Consider the following 23160-nt stretch of genomic DNA (forward strand, 5'->3'; position numbering starts at 1 on the left):
TCAGCATTTCCCGAATTTCTTACCCAGTCAGAAAAAAATCCTTTCTTATTTATATTTGACATGAAATTAAATTTGATCAGGGAAATTGAACACCCGATATTAAAGGGTTCGAATCTAGATTACGATGCGAACAGTATATTAGGAACTAATTCATGGAAAGAAAATAGTAAAGTTGTAATTTTTGAACTTTACCTCACCGGGTATCTCCATTCAAATGATGTAAAAAATGACTTTAGAATACAGGAATATGGTCAATTAACTATACAAAATGCAGCATTATCAAATGAAGTAGTACAATCTAAATTTGATATCGGACCCATACTAAATTGGGGTACATGGAACCATTTTTTAGCATCTATACTGGGAACACCAGACTATTTATTTTGCTCCATACGTGATGATATCCCGGCTGGTTTCAGATCGGTAATTTACGGTCTGAAGAATAAAAAATTCTATGTTGTAGAAGATACTGCTGGTTACAAAAGAATTATAGATGATATTAACGGATTTTTCTCATTTTGGCCGGAAAAATATTTGTCCCAACAACACGAGTTATTAGCGTACTCTTATTCCGCGGATAAAATAATTAAAGAGTACAAAGAGTCTACTGCAATAATTGACGATCCCCCTAAGGTAAATTCAGCAACTTTGGCATTGATGGAAAAGGCATCTAAAATGGGTAATCCAATTATCCAGATCGTAAAATTAAAGTCAAGTATTCAAGAATAGAAATTTTCATCCTCCTTTTGTAGATAATTTTGCACTACCCTTAATTCATGATAAGTGGTATCCAATGGAATATTTCCTTTTATATGTGACAAGGATTCATTTCTGGAATTTATAAAATAGGGCTTTAAAATTTCAAGTCTGTCCGAATCTATTAGGTCTTTTATAGTTAATTTATCCGCTTGGTAGAGTTTTAAATAATGAGATTGAATAGTAGCGGGCTTCAAATTTCTCAACGCTGCAATTTCCTCGACAGACATCCCCCTTTCATGAAGTTTTAGGGTAGTATCCACAGTACTTCCCTTTTTCTTACCTTTGGATTTTATAACTATTTCATCTAATTTTTGCGAACGAATGATTCTTTCGCCTTTATATAGATCTATTCCTTCGAATTTTGCATCCATCAAACGATCTACCACACTCCACAATTCATCAACAAATTCTGCCGTATTTCTTTGATGCATCTTAATGCCTGAAATGAATTCTATTTCAGCAAGGTGATCTTCCAATGGTTTAACTAAAGATTTGTGTATAGTACTGCCAAAGTAATGAATGGCTTTATCAAGTCTTTCTGTAAGGGGCTCAATATCACCTGATCTGTAATACAATTTGAGATAATACTTTAATTGAGGATAGAATTTATGACTTATTGATATAATATCTTGTAATGTATAAGACATTTGTTGGATAGGAATATCTTTGGCGGACTGCACTTTATCTTTATCAAATTCCTTTTGCCAATTTTCAAATTCCGCTTTAAGTTTGATAAAATCGAATTTTTTTTGAAGCAAAATGTAAGAATATTTTCTCTTTGATTGATCCAACCGTATTGATAACTCTTCTACAGAATTACCGCTTTTATAAAAGTCAGAAATATTTCGATCTGTCTTTATATTTTCAGGAGTGATTTTACTCAATAACTGAATACCATCCAATTCCCTGCACCGGCTCAATGCCACATAAACCTGACCCGGAGCAAAAGATTTTCCAAGATCCAAAATAGCTTTATCAAATGTCAACCCCTGACTCTTGTGTACCGTAATAGCCCAGGCCAGTCTCAATGGAAATTGGGAAAAACTTCCTAGTTTTTCTTGTTCTACTTCACGAGTCTTATCATTTAATGAATACTTATAATTAAGCCATTCAGACCTTTCTAAATCAATTATATGTCCATCAACTATATCAACTTTGATTTTATCTTTTTCAAGCTTTTTAATAGTTCCCAGCTTTCCATTAAAAAAACGTCCTCCTTCTGCATCATTTCTCGTAAACATTACCTGGGCTCCAATTTTTAATTGCAGGTCCTGATCCACTGGGAAGGCACTTTCATTAAAACTTCCTTTTACTTTAGCTGAATATATTTTGTACTTCCCGGGCAAAGCCTCAATACGTCTTTGATTTATGGTATCTGCTTTTGAATTGTGCGTTGTGAGAATTACAGTTTGGTCCCCATTATCCGATGAGTGAGCTAATTGTTTATTGAGTCTCTCTATATCCTCAAACTGAACATTCCCATTCCTGATATTATTTAAAATTGCAATAAATGATTCGTTTTTTTGTCTGTAGATTTTCTTCAATTCAATTATTATCGCATTTGATTGATTCCATGCATTCGATGAAAAAAAATATCCATTTTTATAATAAGGTTCTAAATGATACCAGACATGAGATTTTATAACGGGTGACAATTGAAACAAATCTCCAATTGCCAATAGTTGAACGCCTCCAAATGGTTCGGAAGACCTTCGTACGAACTTAAGAGCATAATCTATTGCATCTAAAATATCTGCCCGGACCATTGATATTTCATCAATAATCAATAATTCTAATTCTCTGAGTACTTTTTGTTTCTCCTTACGGAATTTAAAATGTTTCCTCAGCGAAAAATAGTTGTTGGCAATATTATGATCAACGGGGTCATCTGCCGGAATAAAAGCTTTCAAAGGCAAACCAAACATAGAATGAATAGTGCTACCACCCGCATTGATGGCTGCTACTCCTGTAGGAGCTACAACGATGGTATTCTTAGATGATTCCTTAATAATTTGTTTGAGAAATGTAGTTTTCCCTGTACCTGCCTTTCCCGTTAAAAATAACGATTGATTCGTTTTAAGTACAAATTCCCGTGCCAGATCAAATTCCCTATTTACCATTACAACAAAGTTATTAAATCCTGATTCAAACAATTTCCAATTTGTGAAGTTTTCTAATGAACTATCGAAAATCGTTATGTGTATCAGAAGACTTAAAAATTAATTTTTTCACAACATCAATTATTATCATCTTTTCGAATAACAATTATAAAATGCATTTTTTTACCTTAAATCCAAATCTAAAAGCTCGAAAAATATATATTTACCATATGATCGACTGTAAGAGTTCATTAAAACTTTACACCGCCCCTCCTTTTAAATTAAAAAAGAAAGCCTAAATTAGCCGTATTTTGGCAAATACAATATTGGGATCAATGAATCGAAATTTTATTATTTGTACTTTGATGCCAACTCTATGAATTTGCTTGAAAATACGATATACAATTTTATTTAGAGAATCGAAATAATTAATCTAGCAATACAAATAATATGGATAAGATCACTAACCTTGCAATTGACACCATTCGAACACTTTCCATGGACGGAGTGCAAAAAGCCAATTCCGGGCATCCCGGCACCCCCATGGCGTTAGCTCCTTCTGCATATATACTTTGGAAGGAAATTATGAAGCACAACCCTGAGAATCCCAACTGGTTTGACCGGGATCGTTTTATTTTATCAAACGGACATGCCTCTATGCTCATATACAGTATGCTCCATTTGAGTGGTTATGATCTATCATTGGAGGAGTTAAAAAATTTCAGACAATGGGGAAGTAAAACCCCAGGGCACCCTGAGTACGGACATACCCCGGGTGTAGAGACCACTACGGGCCCATTGGGTCAAGGCATTGGAAATGCTGTAGGAATGGCGATTGCCGAAAAACACCTCGCTGGTGTTTTTAATACTGAAAAACATGAAATTGTAAATCATTATACCTATACATTCTGCGGTGACGGTGACCTGATGGAAGGGATATCACATGAAGCGGCTTCGATTGCAGGCCACCTGGGACTTGGTAAATTGATTTGCCTTTTTGATGATAACCATATTACCATTGAGGGTGAGGCCGAATTGAGCTGCACCGATGATATAGCAATGCGATTTGAAAGTTATGGATGGGAAACCATTGATTTGGGTGATAAAGGAAACGACATTGAAGCGATTGGAGAAGCTTTGAAGGCCGCTAAGAAAAATACCGAAAAACCCACACTTATTTTGCTTAGGACCCATATAGGATATGGAGCTCCCGAACTTCAGGACACGTCAGCAGCCCATGGTTCACCATTGGGTGATGAAGAGATCAAAGCGACTAAAAAGTTTTATGATTGGCCTTCTGAAGAACCTTTTTTCATACCAGAAGGTGTGATGGAACACATGGGCGCTATCAAAGAAAATGGTAAAAAAGCAGAGAACAATTGGAATCAACTTTTAGAAGAATATAAATCCAGTAATCCCGAAAAAGGAAAATTATTCGAATCATACATTAATCAGGAATTGCCGGAAGGTTGGGATAGTGAATTACCTTCTTTCACTACCGAAGATTCCGGTCCGGCCACCCGTGCCATCAATAGCTCCTTTCTCAATGCAGTAGCGGACAAGCTACCCTGGTTGATTGGAGGAAGTGCGGATTTGGAACCGTCCACCAAAACAAAGATTAAGTCGTCTCCGTATTTTCAAAAAAATTCACCTGAAGGCCGTAATTTAGCGTGGGGAATTCGAGAATTGGGGATGACGGCAGCTACTTCCGGAATGCAATTGCACGGTGGCTTAAGGACTTATGCCTCGACATTTTTTGTATTTACCGATTATGCTAGACCCGCCATCCGATTGGCTGCGCTTATGAAACAACCGGTAATATATACCATGACCCACGATAGTATTGGATTGGGGGAAGACGGGCCTACACACCAACCCATCGAACATCTGGCTTCACTTAGAGCCATGCCAGGACTCACAGTTATCAGGCCAGCAGATGGAAATGAAGCAGTTGCAGGATGGAAAGTGGCACTTGAGCGGAAAGACGGACCTACGATGTTGGTACTGACCCGGCAAGGTTTGCCCATTCTCGATAGTATGGAGACGGCAGAAGATGGAGTTCGTAAGGGGGCTTATATTGTTTCTCCCGAAGCGGAGGGCAAACTGGATGGTATACTCATCGGCACCGGATCTGAAGTTCATTTACTGATTGAAGCTCAAAAGCAACTTAGCGAAAAAGGAACCAATGTAAGAGTTGTAAGCATGCCAAGTTGGGAATTATTTGAGGATCAGTCCGACGATTATAAGGACAAAGTTTTACCAGCGGAAGTAAAAGCACGACTGGCTGTAGAAACCGGATCTCCTCTCGGATGGAATAAATGGGTGGGAGACAAAGGCAGCACAATAACAATAGACCATTTCGGAGCCAGTGCGCCCTACAAGACTATATTTGAGGAATTTGGATTTACTACTGAAAATATCGTCAACCAATTTCAGGCAATCCGTTAAAAATTGAAATAGAAATGACTGGTCAAAAATGTGAATTGGGACTTATTGGGCTTGGCACCATGGGGCAGAACCTTCTGATGAATATGGCCGATAGTAATTACGCTGTAGCGGGTTATGATAAAAACCCCGAACAGGTTGATAAGTTAAAAGAAGCAACAAAAAAATACGATATTTTTGGGGCCTATGGTTTAAAATCATTTATAACAGTCCTTAAGAAACCACGTATTATAGTTCTTCTCGTACCGGCAGGGAAAATAGTAGACTACGTAATCGCCGACCTGATTCCACAATTAGAAAATGGAGATATAATTATTGATGGGGGCAATTCGTATTTTGTAGATACAGACCGGAGAATTGAAGAATTAAAAGACACGGGAATTCATTTTGTGGGAATGGGTATTTCCGGAGGTGCAAAAGGTGCGCGAAAAGGGCCCAGTATGATGCCGGGAGGGCATCCGGACACCTGGAACAGGGTGAAAAATATTTTTGAAGCCACCGCGGCGAAGGCGAATGGAGAACCCTGTGTAGCTCACATGGGCAACGGTTCAGCTGGACATTATGTCAAAATGGTCCACAACGGGATTGAATACGGACTAATGGAATTATTGGCAGAGGCCTATGATTTCATGAAAAATATCCTGGGACTTGACAATGATACAATTTCGCAAACATTTAAAAAATGGGACAGCGGCAGGTTACAGTCGTTTTTAGTAGAGATAACGGGAAAGATATTTACCCAAATGGATACCGAATCTGACCAATACCTGATAGATGTAATAAGAGATGAATCCAAGTCCAAAGGAACCGGCAAGTGGACGTCACAAGATGCAATGGATATTGGTGCAACCGTTCCTGTAATTGATGTGGCTGTGGTGATGAGATACTTATCTGCTCTTAAACCCGAACGGGGAAAAGCAAGTAGTATCTATAATAATGAAGTTCAATTGGCGGCAAAAGACCAAGTAAGTACTCTTTTGGATCAATTAGAAAGCGCTTTATACTTTTCTTTTGCGGTAACATATGCACAAGGTATGGCTCAATTGAAAACAGCCTCTTCAGAATATAAATTCAACCTAAATATGGAGTCTATCGCTGCAATCTGGCGGGCAGGCTGTATTATAAGAGCTGATTTTCTGGAAGATATTAGAAAGGCTTATCAGGAAAATAACGATCTTGAAAACCTACTACTGGATGGATCAATATCTAATATACTTAAATCAGAAGAAGGGAACATGCGCAAGATTGTCTCCACGGCAATAACAGCAGGCCTGCCATTTATGGCATTTGCTAATGCCATCACTTATTTTGACGGTTATCGTTCGAAAAGGCTTCCTGCCAACCTAATCCAGGCACAAAGGGATTATTTTGGTTCGCATACCTATGAAAGAATGGATAAAGAAGGCAAGTTTCATACTGAATGGAATAACTAATACTGGAATAGCCCTGGAAAAAGGTAGCTTTAATACACAAAAAATATGAGAAACAGCGACAATATGACTCCTACCATCATTTCTATATTTGGAGGGAGTGGAGACCTTACCATACGGAAGTTGGTTCCCGCCCTGTACAATTTGTATCTCGGCGACCAATTACCCGAGCATTTTGCCATTTTAGGACTGGGGAGGACCGAATATTCAGATGAAGAATTTCAGGACTACCTACGGAAAGGACTGGATGAGTTTTCCCGGAATGGTAAGACCAAAGAAGAAGATTGGAAATCCTTTCAAGACAAAATCCACTATCTGGTTTCCGATATATACGACGATAAATCATACGAGGATTTATCCGGAAAAATTCAAGCCATAGAGAAGGATTGGGGAGTGGAAGCCAACCATGTTTTTTATTTTGCAATTGCACCTCATTTCGTGGAAACAGTCGCTACCAAACTCGGCAGCCATAAGCTTTGCAGTGAAAAAGACCGAATGCGGATTGTAGTAGAAAAACCTTTTGGGAACAACCTGGAAAGTGCTAAAGAGCTCAATAAACTATTAACCAATATATTCGAAGAGGAACAAATATACCGTATCGATCATTATCTGGGTAAAGAAGCAGTCCAGAATATGTTGGTCTTCCGGTTTGCCAATATCCTTTTTGAACCGGTATGGAATCGCAATTTTATAGAACATGTACAAATTACAGGTTCCGAAACCGTGGGAGTCGAAGATCGCGGCGGATATTACGACAAATCCGGGGCCTTAAAAGATATGATTCAAAATCACGTACTGCAACTTCTTTGTTTTACCGCAATGGAAGCTCCTGTACATTTTAACGCCGATGAAATCAGAAACCGGAAAGTTGATGTTCTCAGGGCTATACGCACGTATTCCGGGAAAGAAGTATTTGAAAATTCCGTTCGCGGACAATACGGCAAGGGATGGATTAAAGGAGAAAAAGCCATAAGTTACCGCTCCGAAACCAAGGTGGATCCAAAATCGAATACCGAAACCTTTGCAGCTATTCGCTTCTTTATCGACAATTGGCGATGGCAGAATGTACCTTTTTACGTACGTACCGGTAAGCGTATGCCTGAAAAGATGTCTGTGATCACGATCCAATTCCGGTCGGTACCCCACCAGATGTTCCCTAGTGAGACTTCGGAGCATATGGTTCCCAACCGGATTGTGATCAGTATTTCCCCTTCTACGGGAATCAAGATCAGGTTCCAGGCAAAGAAAATGGGACTTGATATGAACTTAAAGCCCGCGGAATTCACCTTTGATTATTCCGGATTATACGACAATGAACAACCCGAAGCGTATGAAAACCTACTTCACGATGTGATGACCGGGGACGCTACCTTGTTTATGCGATCTGACGAGGTGGAAGAAGCCTGGAGGGTTGTCATGCCCTTTGTATCCGCATGGGAAAAACATCAAACCAGTAGTTTCCCAAACTATGCAGCGGGAAGCTGGGGGCCAGAAGAGGCTGAGGCCTTGATAGCAGAAGACGGATTCCATTGGATTACCCTTACACCAGAATAGAAAAAAATGAATAAACTACCGACCATAGAAATCAGTAACCAAGACCAGTGGAAACACGATGTTGCTTCATTTATCAGTTCAAAAATAGATTCTATCTTACAGATACAGGGAAAATGTAGTATCAGTTTGGCGGGAGGAAGCACACCCAAAGCCGTTTATGAACTACTGGCAAGCTCTGAATATTCCGGGCAAATGGAATGGGACAATATATATTTTTTCTGGGGAGATGAACGTTGTGTACCACATTCACACGACGATAGCAATTACAAAATGGTAAAAGAAGCATTTCTAGATCATGTGGAAATACCCAAGGAGAACATTTTTCCTGTTTCCGACCAATTTGACCCTGCGGCTGCGGCTGAAGATTATCAGCAAAAAATTGAAAAATACTTTGACGGTAAAGAACCTTCAATAGATATAATGTTATTGGGTATGGGTGATGACGGTCATACTGCCTCATTATTTCCGGGCACCAATGTCCTTTCTGAAAATGAAAAATGGGTAAGTGAGGTTTTCATAAAAGACAAAAATGTATTTCGCATTTCTATGACGGCACCATTCATCAATCGGGCAAAAAATATTGTTTTCTTAATAAAAGGTGAAAACAAAACACCCGCTTTGAATCAGGTTCTCAATGGGCAACAGGATACAGACACCTATCCCTCTCAATTGATCCGTAGGAGTCCCAATGTCTATTATCTATTGGATGAAGAAGCCGCTTCAGGAGTATAAGTTTTTACCTAAATTTCTACCTTTTATTGCTTTTGTCGTCTTCCTTTTGAACCGATTAAACGAATAGGGTACAAAGAATTAAGAGGTAAGGCGGATCACTATCGTTCAAGCTTTGTTGAATCCTCCTTCTCCTCAACATTGTAGATTAATCATTGAAGAATTACAGTAGTCCACTAATGACTATGTGATGTCTGACTCTTCTTCATTTCTGAAATCAGGTAATAGGCATTGTTCCAGGCTACCGAAGTTCCTTTTTGCATGGGGTTTAAAAATTTTATTTCAATCCAGCCATCAATTGTTTTTCCCGTTCGAATTTCCACGAAGCGGGTAAGTGAAGTATACATCTAAGAAAAGGATGTTTATCGTATTTCTATGACTGCTCCTTTTATCAACCGGAGAATAAATAATATATTCCTGATAAAAGGAAGGAATAAGGCACCCACCTTGTAGGTACATACGGGTGAGTTGAATCCAAATACCTATCCTTCCCAATTGATTTGGAAAGGTCCGAATGTTTTCTTCTTTCTGGATAAAGGAGCTACCGGAGAGCTATAGCCTTGCTGTACTGGAAAATCAATTCGCCAATGGACAAAGAAACGAATCGATTTCTCCGGTTTGGAGACAAAAAATTAACCAAAAACTATGCATGCAATGGAAACAAAGACGAACTTAATAATAGAAATTGGAAATTGTCGGTATTTTACAAATTAGAAAATTCCTAAAAAACTAAATTCTAATCCCAGCAGGTATTTTGTCATTGGCAACACGTTTAAAAATAAGAAGAAAGTGCTAATTGAATCCCTGCGGTAGTGACAGGGGGATTACCCAAAATATCGGTTTGTTGCATAAATCTATAGTTCAATCGCAGAACGGTTTGGGGCGATGGCCTCAAACTTACCGCGGGTACGATTGCCCAAAGGTGCTCTCCCATGTTATCATCCGTTTCCCGAAACCTTCCCACATTCCAATCAACATACTCTAACCTGCACGCGATATTGACTGTGACATTTTCAAACCCCAAAATCTCTCTTTTTAAAACGGGTTGGACAATATCCATAAAACCACCTCGCTGCCTATCTCCATATTGTTGGGTAAATGTGAAAGGAATATCAAGGCTGATCCAGGCCCATTCACCAACGATATAAGTATTGAGCTTTGGAAGGGTCGTATTAAAATCGATGGTAAAAACATCCAGCCTTCTTTTCGTATCCAACATCAATCCGTCTTCCTGATGAGTGTTGTAGATACCCCCCATATAGGACAAACCTATTTCACCTATTTTATCGTTTTTAATGGCAATTTTTCCTGTCAATAGCGGCTCTCCATTGCTACTCTCTTCAAACCTTTCGGCATTGGTTTTGGAAGCGGGCAAGAAGGTTTTATTTTCATCATTGTTAATAATAGAATTATCAAAGCCGTTGGTCAGATATACCTCGTAGCCAAATGCCCATTCATTTTTAAATTGTTTTCCATAAAGCCCAAAACCGACATTGCTCCAGGTGGCAGGTAGCATTTCGGTCATAGCCACCGGGCGATCGACAAACTCCCATTTTGGTCCGTCATGGTTTTGGTTAAACGCCCCACTCGTATTCATTACCACTCCCCCCCTTAAATTCAATAACGGATGAATGTTTATGTCCAGGGCTGCAAATTCAATGGCAATTTCCTTACCTCCTTCTTCCAGTTCAATTTCAGAAAGGAATTTAATCTTGCGATGTATGGATGAAGCCACAAACAGGGTCATCCGGGGTATGCGAAAGCTATGCCCCTCAGTGATCCCATCTTCGCCTATATATTCATAATTGGCTTCTATATAACCGCCAAGGGAGACAGGTGATTTGCCAAGTTGAAGAAATGGACGATTATACACGGCATCCATGTTCATTGCTCTCTCTTTGACAGAATCAACCGGTGTTTGTTTTAATAGTGTACTGTCAACCTGCTGGGCAAAGGAATAATTGGATGATACCACTATTAATGCAAAAAGTATGTACTTCGTCATGATAAATTCAGTTTTAAAATGTCCCCATTAATTTCTACCGGGAATGTCCTTAAATTATTATCGGCAGGGCCGTTTTGAACTTCACCCGTTTTGGTAAACTCACTGCCGTGGGCAGGGCATTGTAAGCGTTCACCAAACACTTGCAATTCCGTACCCTGGTGTGTGCACTGCATTAACAGGGCTACATAGTCAGTACTTGAATTCCTATACACACATATAGGGTACTTTAAGTTGTTGTGCTGTACTATAATGTATTTCCGAAACCGTATTTCCTCATTTTCGATCATTTCAAAAGCACTTAAAGGAATTTCCAAAAATTCATTATTCAGTGTTCCTTCTATAAATTTTACTCCTACACAGCTTTCCAGTACCAAAGTCCCACACGTCAGTCCCAAACAGTTGAGTCCGCAAATCTTTATAAACTTTTTTCTATTCATACCGTAGAATCACAATGACTCTAAAAATTTTAAAATTGCTTCCTTTTCATATACATCCAGGTTTTGAAATGCTTCTCTGCTGTCCTGTGCTTCCCCACCATGTATCAATATTGCTTCTTCTATACTTCTGGCCCTTCCATCATGCATCAGGTAAAATTCTCCACCTTGTGCATCAGGTGATAATCCCAGGCCCCAAAGAGCCGGTGTTTTCCATTCATAGGTTTCTGCAGAACCTTCTGTTGCCCCATCATCTAATCCGGAGCCCATGTCATGCAACAGCAAATCAGTGTAAGGATAAAACGTTTTATTAGACAGTGCGGGAATATCAGAAAGTGGCGTCGTCCATTCGGGTCTATGACACGACGAACAATTGATATCAGAAAATATTTGCTTTCCGGTCAATACCCGGGCATTATCAGTTGATCGTTGTATTCGAGCTTTTAATGTTCTAAGGTAAAAAATAACATCTCTTACAGTTTGGTCGGTCACCTCTGGGTCAATAGTTAGTCTGGAAGCCTGATCTACGGGTTCAAATGTTGTGGTAATTCCCATATCCTGATTGTAGGCACCAACAGTTTGTTGGAGCAGATCAATAGTGGCAGCTTTTTTGCCAAAACGACCTATATATTTTCCATTGACACACTGATGATACCATCGGGGAATAAAATAGTCTGGCGGGGTAATGTAATTCGCGACCCCGGATATACCATCATCATTTATATCATTCGGATCCGCATTATCTAAAATTTGTCGATCCGTTAAAGCGGCTAAAAGTCCTAAACCCGTAACTGCCGGCGGGGTAAACTTCATGAAAGGAACTCCTTTCGGTATAGTCTCCGGAGTATACCCTGGAATAGCCCTGTTTTGCAATTGAGGTCCTCCTATTTCAAGATTTGGGGATACATTAGCCCGTGTCTGGCCGAATCTTGTTAAAGTAGTAAAGGGATGTCCTTTCCCATCTCCTACATGGCAGCTGCCACAGGAATTAGCCACAAATAAGGGCCCCAACCCATTACCTGAAAAAAATATTTCTCCAAATGCTTCATCTCCGGAAAGGAACCTGGCTTGTCCGGCAGTAGAAAGGCCTTCTATAGCACCGTCAAGCACATCTTCATCCGCAGGAGCTTCGGGAATAATATTTTCACAAGATATTGTGTTGACACCTAAAATGAATACAATAGCAAGACTGATTATTGGATTGATTTTCATATTTAAAATAATTGTTTAGATCTATAAAATCTATAAACTAGATCGATCTAACAAATTAATAATTAAAATCAATTTTGTCCCACGAAAAGGAAACGATAGCACTTCGTATTACGATTCAGGAATGACCACCTTACAGAATATTAAGCGAAATCTAATCGGAATATAAAACGACAATTAATTTAAGATTGGCATCATATTCTACTTTAGTTCATTATATTGCCAATTTCAATATCCTGATTGCTCCCCGCATCACAAATGCAAATACAATCCCACCTACTATCAAATCAGGCCATTTACTTTCAATCAGGTAGACCAATACCCCGGCCAGGATCACTCCGCCATTCACGATAATGTCATTTGAAGTGAATATGGCACTGGCCTGCATATGAGCTTCATCGCTTTTCGCTTCATTGATCAGCCAGAGTGAAACAAGGTTGCCCATAAGGGCCAGTACAGATATAACTATCATCCATTGAAAAAGGGGCGTTTTGCTTGCAATAAAAAACCTTCGCAACACCTCTGAAAACCCCAGTAAAGCCAATCCCATTTGAAAATACCCACTGATTTTGGCCACTTTCCTCTTGCGAGACATAGCGGAACCTACAGCAAATAGGCTCAAGCCGTAGACGATGGAATCCGCCAACATATCCAGTGAGTCTGCCACTAAGCCCATAGATCGGGATATCCACCCCGTCGTCATCTCTACTACAAAGAAGCCAAAATTGATACCCAGCACCCACCAAAGAATTTTTCGTTGTTGAGAATCATCACCAGGTACGGGCATCTCCGTTTCCTGGATGTTTTCCAGTCTTTCATTGAGTTTTAGTTCACTGATAGCCTGATGAATCTTTCCCACTTCTTCTGTGTGATAAACTTCTAATTTGCGGTTGGAGGTATCAAAGGAAAGCTTCTTTATCTCACTAAAAGGTTCCAACTTCATTCGTATTAAATGAACCTCTGAGGGGCAATCCATTTTTTTTATTATGAATGTACTTTTTTTCAAATTTATCACTTTTTATAAGCCAATAATCTCAATGCATTAAACACCACCACCAAGGTTGAACCTTCGTGAATCAATACAGCGAGACCGATATTGGCCCATCCTAAAATGGTAGAAGGAATCAGGATTACTACTATCCCCAAACTAACCCACAGATTTTGCTTGATAATGCTTTTGGCCTTTCTGCTCAATCCGATAGCAAAGGGTAAGGTTTCCAACTTATCGGCCATCAGGGCAATGTCAGCCGTTTCAAGGGCTACGTCACTTCCCGCTGCACCCATGGCAATGCCTACCGTGCTGTTGGCCATAGCCGGAGCATCATTCACGCCATCACCCACCATAGCGACTTTGGATTCTTTTTCCTTTAGCTCTTTAATGGATTCTACTTTTTCTTCTGGAAGCAAGCTACCCCAGGCATCAGTAATACCAATCTCTCTGGCCACTTTATTTGCGACATTTTGGTTGTCTCCGGTAAGCATGATCATACGCTTGATGCCAATTTTTTTTAGCTTATCCAGAGTATTTTTGGCTTCTTTCCTGGGTGTGTCCATCAGGGCAATGATGCCGATGTATTCATCATTTTGGCGGATTAACATGGTGGTATTACCATCGGATTCTAGTGATTTTATCTTTTCTTTTGTATCCTCTTCCGGCTTCTTCTCATCCAGGGATACAAACAATTCAAGATTACCGATGTATACTTTTTTATTGCCCAATGAGGCCTTGATCCCCTTGCCAAGCACCGCTTCCAGGTTTTTTGCATCAGGTACTTGTGCACCATTCAATCGTTCTTTTCCATCCCGCACCACCGCTTTTGCCAGAGGGTGGTCGCTTAGGTTTTCTACTGCTACTGCTATTTTTAACAGTTCTTCTTCGCTTACATTACTCAAAGTAATTACTTGGGTGAGCTTGGGTTTACCCTCTGTTAGTGTTCCGGTTTTATCAAAAGCCAAAGCAGTCAGTACTCCCAAATCTTCCAACGGACGCCCCCCTTTGATAAGAACCCCGCTTTTGGCTGCTCTAGCTACTCCACTCAGTACGGCACTGGGAGTGGAAATAGCCAATGCGCAAGGGCTGGCGGCAACCAGTACGGCCATTGCCCTATAAAAACTTTCGCTAAACGTTTCATCGATAACCAGAAAAGTAAAATTTAATAGCACTACCAAGGCCAATACTGACGGCACAAAATATTGTTCAAACTTATCGGTAAAGCGCTGCGTGGGTGATTTTTGGGTTTGCGCTTCGTTAACCAGCTCGACCAGGCGTGAAAGCGTGGAATCTTTTGCTTCTTTAATTACTTTGATCTCTAGCGTATTGTTGCCGTTAATCGTCCCGGAAAACACACGGTTCTCATCTTTGACATCCTCTTCCTGCGACCAGTCTTTTGCAGGGTTTTCAATCGGCTCTTTATCTACCGACACACTTTCTCCTGTAATGGGTGCCTGGTTTACACTACTTTCCCCATCAACCACTACACCATCTGCGGAAATTTTGCTATTTGGTCTTACTACAATGATGTCACCGATATTCAATTCCTCAATGTTAACTTCTTTTATTTTACCGTTTTTTTTGAGCAGGGCGGTTTTCGGGGCGAGATCAGCCAATGCAGCGATGGATTTACGGGCCTTGTTCATGGCGTAATGCTCCAGAGCATGGCCCATGCTAAAAAGGAAGAGCAGCAAGGCACCTTCCGCCCATTCACCTAAGATAGCTGCTCCAATGGCTGCAACCAGCATGAGGAAATCAATCTCAAAGCCTCCTTTTGCTACGGTTTGAATGGCCTCCTTAGCCGTAAAATAACCACCAAAGAAGCATGCCCCTACGTAAAGGGACAAACTAATCCAAGAGGAAACTGACTCAATGAAGGACAGGCCAAAACCAATTCCCAATAATACCCCACAAATAATAGAAAAGATCAACTCCGTATTTTTCCCGAAAATACCACCGTGGGAGTGATCGTGACTTTCCCCTTCCTCATGGTCATGTTCCTTTTTGTCCATGGTTGCATTTTCTTCAGCATCTTTAGTTCTTCCAGCTCGCTGTAAAAAGCGTTCAGCACTGACACGTGCGTCCAATATACCAAGGCCTTCTTTTCTAAGCACTTTTACAATGTCCGTTTCATCCACTTTGGTTTTTTCAAACTCCACCCGCACCATGCCGGATGCAGATACGGAGGCTTCCATAATTCCATCCATATCCCTAAGATCACGCTCAATATGGCGGGCATGGCGGGTATGCCGGATCCCATCCACTTCTACCAGTTTATGCCCAATTTTTTGGGTAATCTCAGCCCCGGTTTGCCCCGTCAGAGATTGAATGCGGTCAATAGAGATTATTTCAGGATCATAGTGAAAGCAAAGTTGAGGCACACTATTTTCCTTTTCTTCGACTATATGCACTTCTTCAATCCCTTCTTTGTACCGAAGAAATTCCATCAGCTTTTGCACGCATTGATCCCTTTCGTCCGGTATTTCCGGTAGGAGAAGGGGTATTTTGATTTGCAGTTTCTTCATATTTATCATTGACTGAGTAATTAAGAAATTACAGTTTATTCACCACTTCCTACCCCTTTTGATGGACTTTCCGGTCTTGATCCGGAAGGCATCCTCTATTTCCGAAACGTAAATAATACCATCACCGGGTTCAGATGTTTGCGCCTTACCGCAAATCAACTGCACCGCTTTATCCATTTCTTCATTCTGACATACCAATTCGAGTTTAACAACCGGGCTGTCCGTAAAATAAAAATCTAATGAGGGTGAAGCATCTTTGTTCTTATGAGTTCCCGTACCTTCTCCTTTGGACAAGGTCACACTTTTAAACCCTACATCTCGCAAAGCCTCTACAATTATTTGTACTTTTTTCGGTTTAATAAATGCTTTTATCTCTTTCATTTGGTTAATTTTTGGTTTTAATTTTTATTTAAAGTGTCAATGCTCATGTCCAGTTTCGCCCTTCTTCATCTCAGAAATCAGGTAGTAAGCGTTGTTCCAGGCCACCAAAGTCCCCTTTTTCAATGTTTCCAGCAATCTGATTTCCACCCACCCCATGTAGGTATTACCCTTTCGTATTTCCACGGGCTTAAATTCCCATTCCATTTCGCCGTTTTCCTCATGTGATGATGCTGTAAAAATATATGAGGCTCCTCCTTCTTCGATAATGGCTTCTTCAGGTAAAGCCTTTACTTTAGTATTTTCTGTTTGAATTTCTCCATTTATATACATTCCCGGTATCAAAAAACCTTCTTTATCTTTTATTTCCGCATGTACATGAACCGCCTTGGGATTTTGTTCAAATTGTTTACCCACCGAATAAATAGTAGCCTTTAGTCTTTTTCCCGGTGCGGATTCCACCGAAAAAAAGAGATCCTGTCCTTTTTTTACTTTGTGCACATCTTTTTCAAAAACCATTAAATCCGCATGGATATGATCTGTATTTACTATGCTAAACATCTCAGTCTGCGGTTCTGTATATTGACCAACTTGAACTTTCACCTTTTCAATATATCCGTTAATAGGACTGATCACGGGAATAAATTGATAAATTTCCCCGTTTTTGATTTTGTCAACGTTTAGGTTTATTTGTTTTAATTGGGCTCCATAACCACTGACCTCGCCCTTTACCATATTGTATTCAGCGGTGGTTTCCTCATATATTTTACCCGAACCTACTTGTTCTTCATACAGCCTTTTTTGCCTCTTCAATTCTTTTTCCAGATACTGAAGTCGACTGGATGATTTTAAATATTCCGTCTGCATTTGTGTGAAATTCGGATGCGAAACATATGCCAAAACCTCTCCTTTAGAAACCTTATCACCTTCAATGACTTCGATATCAGTTACATTCGCACCTAAGATGGCTGTCACCGTAGCTTCGTGCTGCGGAGGGACTTCCAATTGACCATTGGCAGATACCAGGCCTGAAAATACGCGATCAGGCAGCGTATCCAATTTTATTCCGAGGCTGTTAAATTTTAATTCGGATAAATGTACTTCTCCCATACCGGATTCATTTCCATGATTACCTTCCTCGTTATCGTGGCCTGCATGTTCATCTTTTCCATGGTTTTCTCCCGCTTCATGGCGCGATTCTTCTGGCATAGTATCTGAACAGGCTAAAAATGCGGAAATAACTAAAAAAAGAGCAATTATATTTATGATATTATTTTTCATTACAATCAATTTTATTTTCTACGATTAATTTATAAACTAATTAAAAAGTATTCTAACTGATAATAACTGGTTAGATATTCCTCGAAAGCGGTCCACGCATTGACTTCCATTTGAATGGCATCCCTCACATTTTGAAGAAAGGTAACATAGTCGATGGCTCCTTCCCTATAAGCTACTATCGCACCATTTCGTTGTTCTTTCGCCAATGGTAAGGCCTCTTCCTGATAATATTTCCATGAACCAGACCATTTGAAGTATTCCTCCCTGATTGATTTATATTCGGCATTTAATTCTACACGAGCCTGTCTCAAATCATTTTCAGCAATATCCTTCAAGATTTGTGATTCCTGAACCCGTGCTTTTTCAGGGCCGTAAAAAATAGGAACCTGGACGCCAATTTGAAATTGATTAAATCCGGAAACCCCCTGCACTTTCTGACGAGCATATTGCAATTGGAGTTTTGGAAAATATTCTGTTTTCCTTTCGTCTATATTGGCATTGGCAACTTCAATCTTTTGTTTATAAAATTCGAATGCCGGATGTTTATTAACTTGACTTACAAGAAGTTTAATATTATGGTCCAGACTGTCAATATCTACATTCCCAACGGTAAACAAGGTGTCCGGATTAGAAAACCACAGGTTAAATCGTTGGATAGACTCCAAATAATCCCTATAGGCTTGTTCTTTCCTAATTTTCACTTCCTTCGCCTGATTGGAGGTAGATAGATATTCCAATTTCGAGGTAGCTTCTGTCTCAAACCTCACCTTCGAGGCCCTTTCAATATCGCTAAAAATGGAATCGAGGTGTCCGTAAACTTCCAATACCTTTTTATTGGCATATACTTTCGCCCAGGTTTTGCCAACTTCCCTTTCAAGTTCCAGGACAGTCCAGTTATACGCCTTTTTTGCAAGAACTATCTTTTCTTTGATCAATTCCCTTCTGGGCTTCGTACCAAAAACGTCTATTTGTTGCTGTTGGAATCCGACTTGGGTATAAACACCGTTAAACCCATTTCCAAACTCCTCTGCACCTGTAAAAATGCGACTACTTCCCAAATCCAAAGCTGTACCTTCAAGAGCTTTCTCTTTTTCAATATTCAATGCAGCAGATCGCAGCTTTGGATAATTTTCATAAGCGCGATGTTGGGCCTGATCTAATGAAATAGAATGCAAACTGTCGATTGAGGTCTGAGCCTTAAGAATATTTGTTCCTCCAATCGATATTACCGCTATAAAAAAGATCATCGACAGGGTATTGTTATTAAACTTATTTGGTGTTCTTTTCATGTTCTTTCTTTTTTTCTTCTCCAGGAATTCATACAATAGAGGTAGGATTACAAGGGTCAAAAACGTAGCTGTGAGCATACCTCCTATCACTACGGTGGCTAAAGGACGTTGTACTTCAGCTCCGGCAGAATTTGAAAAGGCCATAGGAAGGAATCCACAAATATCCGTTGTAGCTGTGAGCATAATAGGACGTATACGTTCCTTAGTGCCTGAGAATATTCGATCTCTGATATCAGTAACTCCTTCATCTTTTAGTGAATTAAAACGATTGATTAATACCAATCCATTAAGTACAGCCACGCCAAACAGGACAATAAAACCAACTCCTGCTGAAATACTAAAGGGCATTCCTCGCAACCATAAAGCAAAAACACCACCAATTGCCGCCAATGGAATGGCCATATAGATCATAATGGATTGTGAAAAGGATTTAAGGGCAAAGAAAAGCAGGACAAAGATCAAAAATAAGGCAATTGGAACTACGATAGTCAACCTACTTTTGGCCCTTTCCAGGTTTTCAAATGCACCTCCGTACGTTATATAATAACCAGCCGGTAAGTCCAGGTTAGCTTCCAGTTTTTCCTGAATATCCTTCACCAAGGATTCTACATCCCGGCCTCTCACGTTGACACCTACATAGGTACGCCTGTAGGTATTATCGCGGGAGATCTGCATAGGGCCAGGAACATAACTAATGTCCGCAACCTCTTTAATCGGAACTTGCGTACCATCGGGCAGGTCAATATACAGATTCCGCAAATCCTCAATACTCTTTCTATGCTCTTCATCAAACCGAATAACCAGGTCAAAACGTTTCTCCCCTTCAAAGATCACCCCGGCAACTCCACCTGCAAAGGCAGAACTCACATACTCATTCAATTTTTGAATATCAAGGCCGTATTGAGCCACCTTATCGCGGTTGTAGCGAACGGTCATTTGAGGGAGCCCTGAAGTCCTTTCCGGGTTTACATCAGCAGCCCCCGGCACGCTCTCTATAATTTTTGCCATTTCCCCGGCCTTTTCGGAAAGTATGTCCAAATCTTCACCGTACAGTTTTACGGCTACATCTTCTCTCACACCTTCCAGTAATTCATTAAAACGCAGCTCTACCGGTTGGGTAAAGACTAAATTGACCCCAGTGAGATTAGTGCTTAATACATCCTTAATCTCCTCTATTAGCTCGTCTTTTGACTCGGCTGACACCCATTTACTTTTGTCCTTTTCCAGAATTAGATACATATCAGCTATATCCATAGGCATGGGATCAGTAGGAATATCTGCCACCCCAATCCGGGCAGTTACTGTCTTGATCTCCGGAAAATTTTTGAGTAACAGGTTTTCGATTTTCACTGACACATCTTTTGATTCACTCAGGGAACTTCCAGGACGAATTAGTGCTTGCATGGCTATATCCCCCTCGTCGAGTTGAGGAATAAACTCACCGCCCATACGGGAAAATGTATAGCCTGCAATCCCCAACAACACAATTGCTACAATAATGACAAGTGCTTTAAACCGCAAAGCACCTCTCAGTAAAGGCAGGTATATGTACTGCAGGGCACTGATAATTTTATTACTTATTTTTTCCAGACTTCGCTCAAATTTCCCAAACCAATTCTTTTTATTTCGAATCGGCTTCATCATCAAGGCTGACATCATCGGCACATAGGTCAGACATAAAATTATTGCACCGATCATAGCAAATCCAAAGGTATAGGCCATGGGTTGGAACATTTTACCCTCTACCCCAGTAAGGAATAGTATAGGGGCAAAAACGATAAGGATTATAATCTGTCCGAAAAATGCCGACCCCATCATTGTGCTTCCCGCGTTGTATGCCACTTCATCCATTACGCCCCGATTAAAGTTTAACTTACCCGAGCGAATCCGCTTTTGAATTTCATGCACCGTACCCTCAATGATGATTACAGCCCCATCAATAATGATCCCGAAGTCAATAGCGCCCAGGCTCATTAAATTGGCCCACACATTGAATTGCTTCATCATAATAAAAGCAAATAGCAAAGAAAGGGGGATCGTAGTTGCAGTAATGATCCCACCGCGCAAGCTTCCAAGCAACAAAACCAGAACAAAAATCACGATCAGAGCTCCCTCCAAGAGATTGGTTTTCACGGTCTCGGTGGTGCGGTGAATCAATTCGCTTCGGTCAATTACCGGGTTGATCGCAAGCCCCTCCGGGAGCGATTTTTCTACTTCCTCCATGCGTTCTTTCACATTCTGAATTACCGCATTGGGATTGGACCCCTTCAACATCATTATAATACCACCCACGGCTTCTTCCCCGTCCTGGGTAAAAGCACCGTAGCGCACCTGGTGTCCAAAATGGATTTTGCTAGCTACATCTCCGATAGTGACTGGAATACCGTTTTCCGTTTTTATGACAATCTTCCGAATGTCATCCAAAGACCGGATCAGTCCCTCCCCCCTGATGAAGTTGGACATCCGGTTCTTTTCGATGTAAGCACCACCGGTGTTCACGTTATTTCGGGCAAGCGCTTCATACACCTGGGAGATGCTCACATCCATGGCATTTAATTTCTCCGGATTTATAGCTACTTCATATTGCTTAATATACCCTCCGAAAGAATTGACTTCAACCACACCATCGAGTAGCGTCAATTGCCTTTTTATAAGCCAGTCCTGCAAAGTACGCAATTCCATAGGAGAATACAGCGAATCATACCCCTCCTGTGGCCGGATGGTGTATTCATATATCTGCCCCAGTCCTGTAGAGATTGGGCCCATTGTGGGACTGCCGAATTTCTCAGGTATGGTTTCTTTTAGTTCATTCAACTTCTCCTGCACCAGTTGCCGGGGTAGATAGGTACCCATATCGTCTTCAAAAACAATGGTCACTACCGACAAGCCAAATCGTGAAATGGAGCGAATTTCATCTACACCCGGCAAGTTCCCCATGGCCAACTCTACCGGGTAGGTAACAAACTGCTCGATATCCTCCGTGGCGAGGTTAGGTGAAACGGTCATTACCTGAACCTGATTGTTCGTAATATCTGGTACCGATCCCAGATTGACCGTGGACATGGAGTAAATCCCCATACCGATGAGGGCTATGGTCAAAAGGCCCACAATAAATTTATTCTTTATCGAGAACGCAATGATTGTATCTATCATTATTAATATCCGTTTTGAAATATATTTTCACTCCTGTTGCGCACATAGATCAGCTTATTAAATGGCAGTTCTTATTTACCTAATAAGCGCTGTGGGAGTTAAAATCAATTTGGCATTAGAGCCAATAATTAAATTTGTAGTGAAAATATATAGTTTTCAAATAATGTTTTTCTCTGACAATTTCTATAGATGAAATAAAACTTGTCAATTATTACAACAAAATCGAAAACTAAACTTTGGGAGGTTGGAACACAGGAAGAACCGCATCTTTGATATTTCCTGTCAAAAACGGATTTATACGTTCATTGAAAGGCGTAAATTCTTTAAATTCTAATACGGCATCGCCTATCTTCAACTGAATTTTACAACATGCACAGCTACACATAGGGGAACATATCCCTTCTTCACCATGATGTTCTGTATTTGTCTGACTAAAAGTTTCGGTATTATTTTCCAACTCTTTATCCAAGTGGACTATGGCAAAATCACTTTCGCAACTGTTAAAAACTTTGTCCTGACAAGGAACTCCTGTCAAAAACAAAAAGTAAATACAAAAGATTTGAAGTAATAATCTCACCAATACAACTTTATCATTTTTACTAATTACAAAGGTAAATTAAATTAGGACTTTACCCCTGTAAACAGTGATTTTAATTTTTTATTAACCGGGAATAAATATTGCCAAAACGCTAGTTCTTTGTCCAATTCGCCGTCCATGTGTGTTATATACTGCTGACGTTATAGTTTGACCGCTTTTAGCTCGCTTTTCCCTTCTTTAGTCGAGGCTGGTGTTCACCTGCCACACTGCTTGAATTATGTGCTTGCGATGGTGTCCAGCCAGGATAGTGGTGCAAACGCCTATCCTACGCTGGCGTGAGC

At 40.3% G+C, this 23160-nt stretch carries 15 protein-coding genes and 1 pseudogene; 5 read left to right on the forward strand and 11 right to left on the reverse strand.

Translation table 11 applies throughout. From position 1 onward, the window contains the following. Window positions 1-60 precede the first annotated feature (60 nt). Window positions 61-729, forward strand: coding sequence for a hypothetical protein (locus tag LVD47_RS20005; RefSeq protein WP_236980019.1), 669 nt, complete (start codon window positions 61-63; stop codon window positions 727-729). On the opposite strand, the gene LVD47_RS20010 is transcribed toward LVD47_RS20005, so the two are convergent. Next, window positions 720-2879: a helix-turn-helix domain-containing protein gene (locus LVD47_RS20010; protein WP_236980021.1), complete on the reverse strand. Its 2160-nt coding sequence runs from the start codon at window positions 2877-2879 to the stop codon at window positions 720-722. The two genes, LVD47_RS20005 and LVD47_RS20010, sit on opposite strands and share 10 nt — an antisense overlap. A gap of 429 nt (window positions 2880-3308) precedes the next feature. On the opposite strand from LVD47_RS20010, the gene tkt reads away from it, so the two are divergent. From tkt to pgl, 4 genes are read left to right on the forward strand one after another with little or no spacing between them, the layout of a single operon-like run. Then, complete coding sequence (gene tkt / locus LVD47_RS20015) at window positions 3309-5306, forward strand: transketolase (protein ID WP_236980023.1); 1998 nt, start codon at window positions 3309-3311, stop codon at window positions 5304-5306. 14 nt (window positions 5307-5320) lie between these two features. Next, window positions 5321-6736, forward strand: a complete 1416-nt coding sequence (gene gnd, locus LVD47_RS20020; protein WP_236980025.1) for an NADP-dependent phosphogluconate dehydrogenase — start codon at window positions 5321-5323, stop codon at window positions 6734-6736. Window positions 6737-6781: 45 nt separating this feature from the next. Next, the gene (gene zwf / locus LVD47_RS20025; RefSeq protein ID WP_236980027.1) at window positions 6782-8287 is read left to right on the forward strand and encodes a glucose-6-phosphate dehydrogenase; all 1506 of its coding nucleotides are present in this window, start codon (window positions 6782-6784) and stop codon (window positions 8285-8287) included. Window positions 8288-8293: 6 nt separating this feature from the next. Continuing rightward, window positions 8294-9019 (forward strand): 6-phosphogluconolactonase, encoded by a 726-nt coding sequence (gene pgl / locus LVD47_RS20030; protein WP_236980029.1) that lies wholly within the window; start codon window positions 8294-8296, stop codon window positions 9017-9019. A gap of 173 nt (window positions 9020-9192) precedes the next feature. Here the strand turns inward: pgl and LVD47_RS20035 are convergent. The 10 genes and pseudogenes from LVD47_RS20035 to LVD47_RS20080 all read right to left on the reverse strand — a co-directional run. Further along, window positions 9193-9339 (reverse strand): annotated as a pseudogene (locus LVD47_RS20035) (efflux RND transporter periplasmic adaptor subunit); the annotation flags it as partial. 449 nt (window positions 9340-9788) lie between these two features. After that, entirely contained in the window at window positions 9789-11021 is a 1233-nt protein-coding gene (locus LVD47_RS20040) for a hypothetical protein (RefSeq protein ID WP_236980033.1), read from the reverse strand. Continuing rightward, window positions 11018-11458 (reverse strand): QcrA and Rieske domain-containing protein, encoded by a 441-nt coding sequence (locus tag LVD47_RS20045; RefSeq protein WP_236980035.1) that lies wholly within the window; start codon window positions 11456-11458, stop codon window positions 11018-11020. Before LVD47_RS20045 ends, LVD47_RS20040 begins: the two co-directional genes overlap by 4 nt. Window positions 11459-11467: 9 nt before the next feature. After that, window positions 11468-12667, reverse strand: a complete 1200-nt coding sequence (locus LVD47_RS20050; protein ID WP_236980037.1) for a di-heme oxidoredictase family protein — start codon at window positions 12665-12667, stop codon at window positions 11468-11470. Window positions 12668-12878: 211 nt separating this feature from the next. Continuing rightward, on the reverse strand, window positions 12879-13670 hold the full coding sequence (locus tag LVD47_RS20055) for a cation efflux transmembrane domain-containing protein (RefSeq protein WP_369427829.1): 792 nt from the start codon (window positions 13668-13670) through the stop codon (window positions 12879-12881). A 5-nt stretch (window positions 13671-13675) separates the two neighbouring features. Then, window positions 13676-16180 carry a heavy metal translocating P-type ATPase gene (locus tag LVD47_RS20060; protein ID WP_236980041.1) on the reverse strand — a complete coding sequence of 835 codons (2505 nt, stop codon included), beginning with the start codon at window positions 16178-16180 and terminating at the stop codon, window positions 13676-13678. A gap of 39 nt (window positions 16181-16219) precedes the next feature. Next, window positions 16220-16561 carry a P-II family nitrogen regulator gene (locus tag LVD47_RS20065; protein WP_236980043.1) on the reverse strand — a complete coding sequence of 114 codons (342 nt, stop codon included), beginning with the start codon at window positions 16559-16561 and terminating at the stop codon, window positions 16220-16222. Window positions 16562-16597: 36 nt separating this feature from the next. Beyond that, on the reverse strand, window positions 16598-17839 hold the full coding sequence (locus LVD47_RS20070; protein WP_236980045.1) for an efflux RND transporter periplasmic adaptor subunit: 1242 nt from the start codon (window positions 17837-17839) through the stop codon (window positions 16598-16600). A 29-nt stretch (window positions 17840-17868) separates the two neighbouring features. Beyond that, complete coding sequence (locus LVD47_RS20075) at window positions 17869-22281, reverse strand: CusA/CzcA family heavy metal efflux RND transporter (RefSeq protein WP_236980047.1); 4413 nt, start codon at window positions 22279-22281, stop codon at window positions 17869-17871. 229 nt (window positions 22282-22510) lie between these two features. Beyond that, entirely contained in the window at window positions 22511-22858 is a 348-nt protein-coding gene (locus tag LVD47_RS20080; RefSeq protein ID WP_236980049.1) for a hypothetical protein, read from the reverse strand. Window positions 22859-23160 lie beyond the last annotated feature (302 nt).

Origin of the sequence: Membranihabitans maritimus, from assembly GCF_021729145.1 — a bacterium.
Taxonomy (GTDB): domain Bacteria; phylum Bacteroidota; class Bacteroidia; order Chitinophagales; family Saprospiraceae; genus Membranihabitans; species Membranihabitans maritimus.

What these genes read in the sequence shown, in the direction of transcription:
- LVD47_RS20005 (WP_236980019.1), top strand. Translation starts at nt 61, where the DNA reads ATGAAATTAAATTTGATCAGGGAAATTGAACACCCGATATTAAAGGGT.
- LVD47_RS20010 (WP_236980021.1), bottom strand. Translation starts at nt 2,879, where the DNA reads ATGGTAAATAGGGAATTTGATCTGGCACGGGAATTTGTACTTAAAACG.
- tkt (WP_236980023.1), top strand. Translation starts at nt 3,309, where the DNA reads ATGGATAAGATCACTAACCTTGCAATTGACACCATTCGAACACTTTCC.
- gnd (WP_236980025.1), top strand. Translation starts at nt 5,321, where the DNA reads ATGACTGGTCAAAAATGTGAATTGGGACTTATTGGGCTTGGCACCATG.
- zwf (WP_236980027.1), top strand. Translation starts at nt 6,782, where the DNA reads ATGAGAAACAGCGACAATATGACTCCTACCATCATTTCTATATTTGGA.
- pgl (WP_236980029.1), top strand. Translation starts at nt 8,294, where the DNA reads ATGAATAAACTACCGACCATAGAAATCAGTAACCAAGACCAGTGGAAA.
- LVD47_RS20040 (WP_236980033.1), bottom strand. Translation starts at nt 11,021, where the DNA reads ATGACGAAGTACATACTTTTTGCATTAATAGTGGTATCATCCAATTAT.
- LVD47_RS20045 (WP_236980035.1), bottom strand. Translation starts at nt 11,458, where the DNA reads ATGAATAGAAAAAAGTTTATAAAGATTTGCGGACTCAACTGTTTGGGA.
- LVD47_RS20050 (WP_236980037.1), bottom strand. Translation starts at nt 12,667, where the DNA reads ATGAAAATCAATCCAATAATCAGTCTTGCTATTGTATTCATTTTAGGT.
- LVD47_RS20060 (WP_236980041.1), bottom strand. Translation starts at nt 16,180, where the DNA reads ATGAAGAAACTGCAAATCAAAATACCCCTTCTCCTACCGGAAATACCG.
- LVD47_RS20065 (WP_236980043.1), bottom strand. Translation starts at nt 16,561, where the DNA reads ATGAAAGAGATAAAAGCATTTATTAAACCGAAAAAAGTACAAATAATT.
- LVD47_RS20070 (WP_236980045.1), bottom strand. Translation starts at nt 17,839, where the DNA reads ATGAAAAATAATATCATAAATATAATTGCTCTTTTTTTAGTTATTTCC.
- LVD47_RS20075 (WP_236980047.1), bottom strand. Translation starts at nt 22,281, where the DNA reads ATGATAGATACAATCATTGCGTTCTCGATAAAGAATAAATTTATTGTG.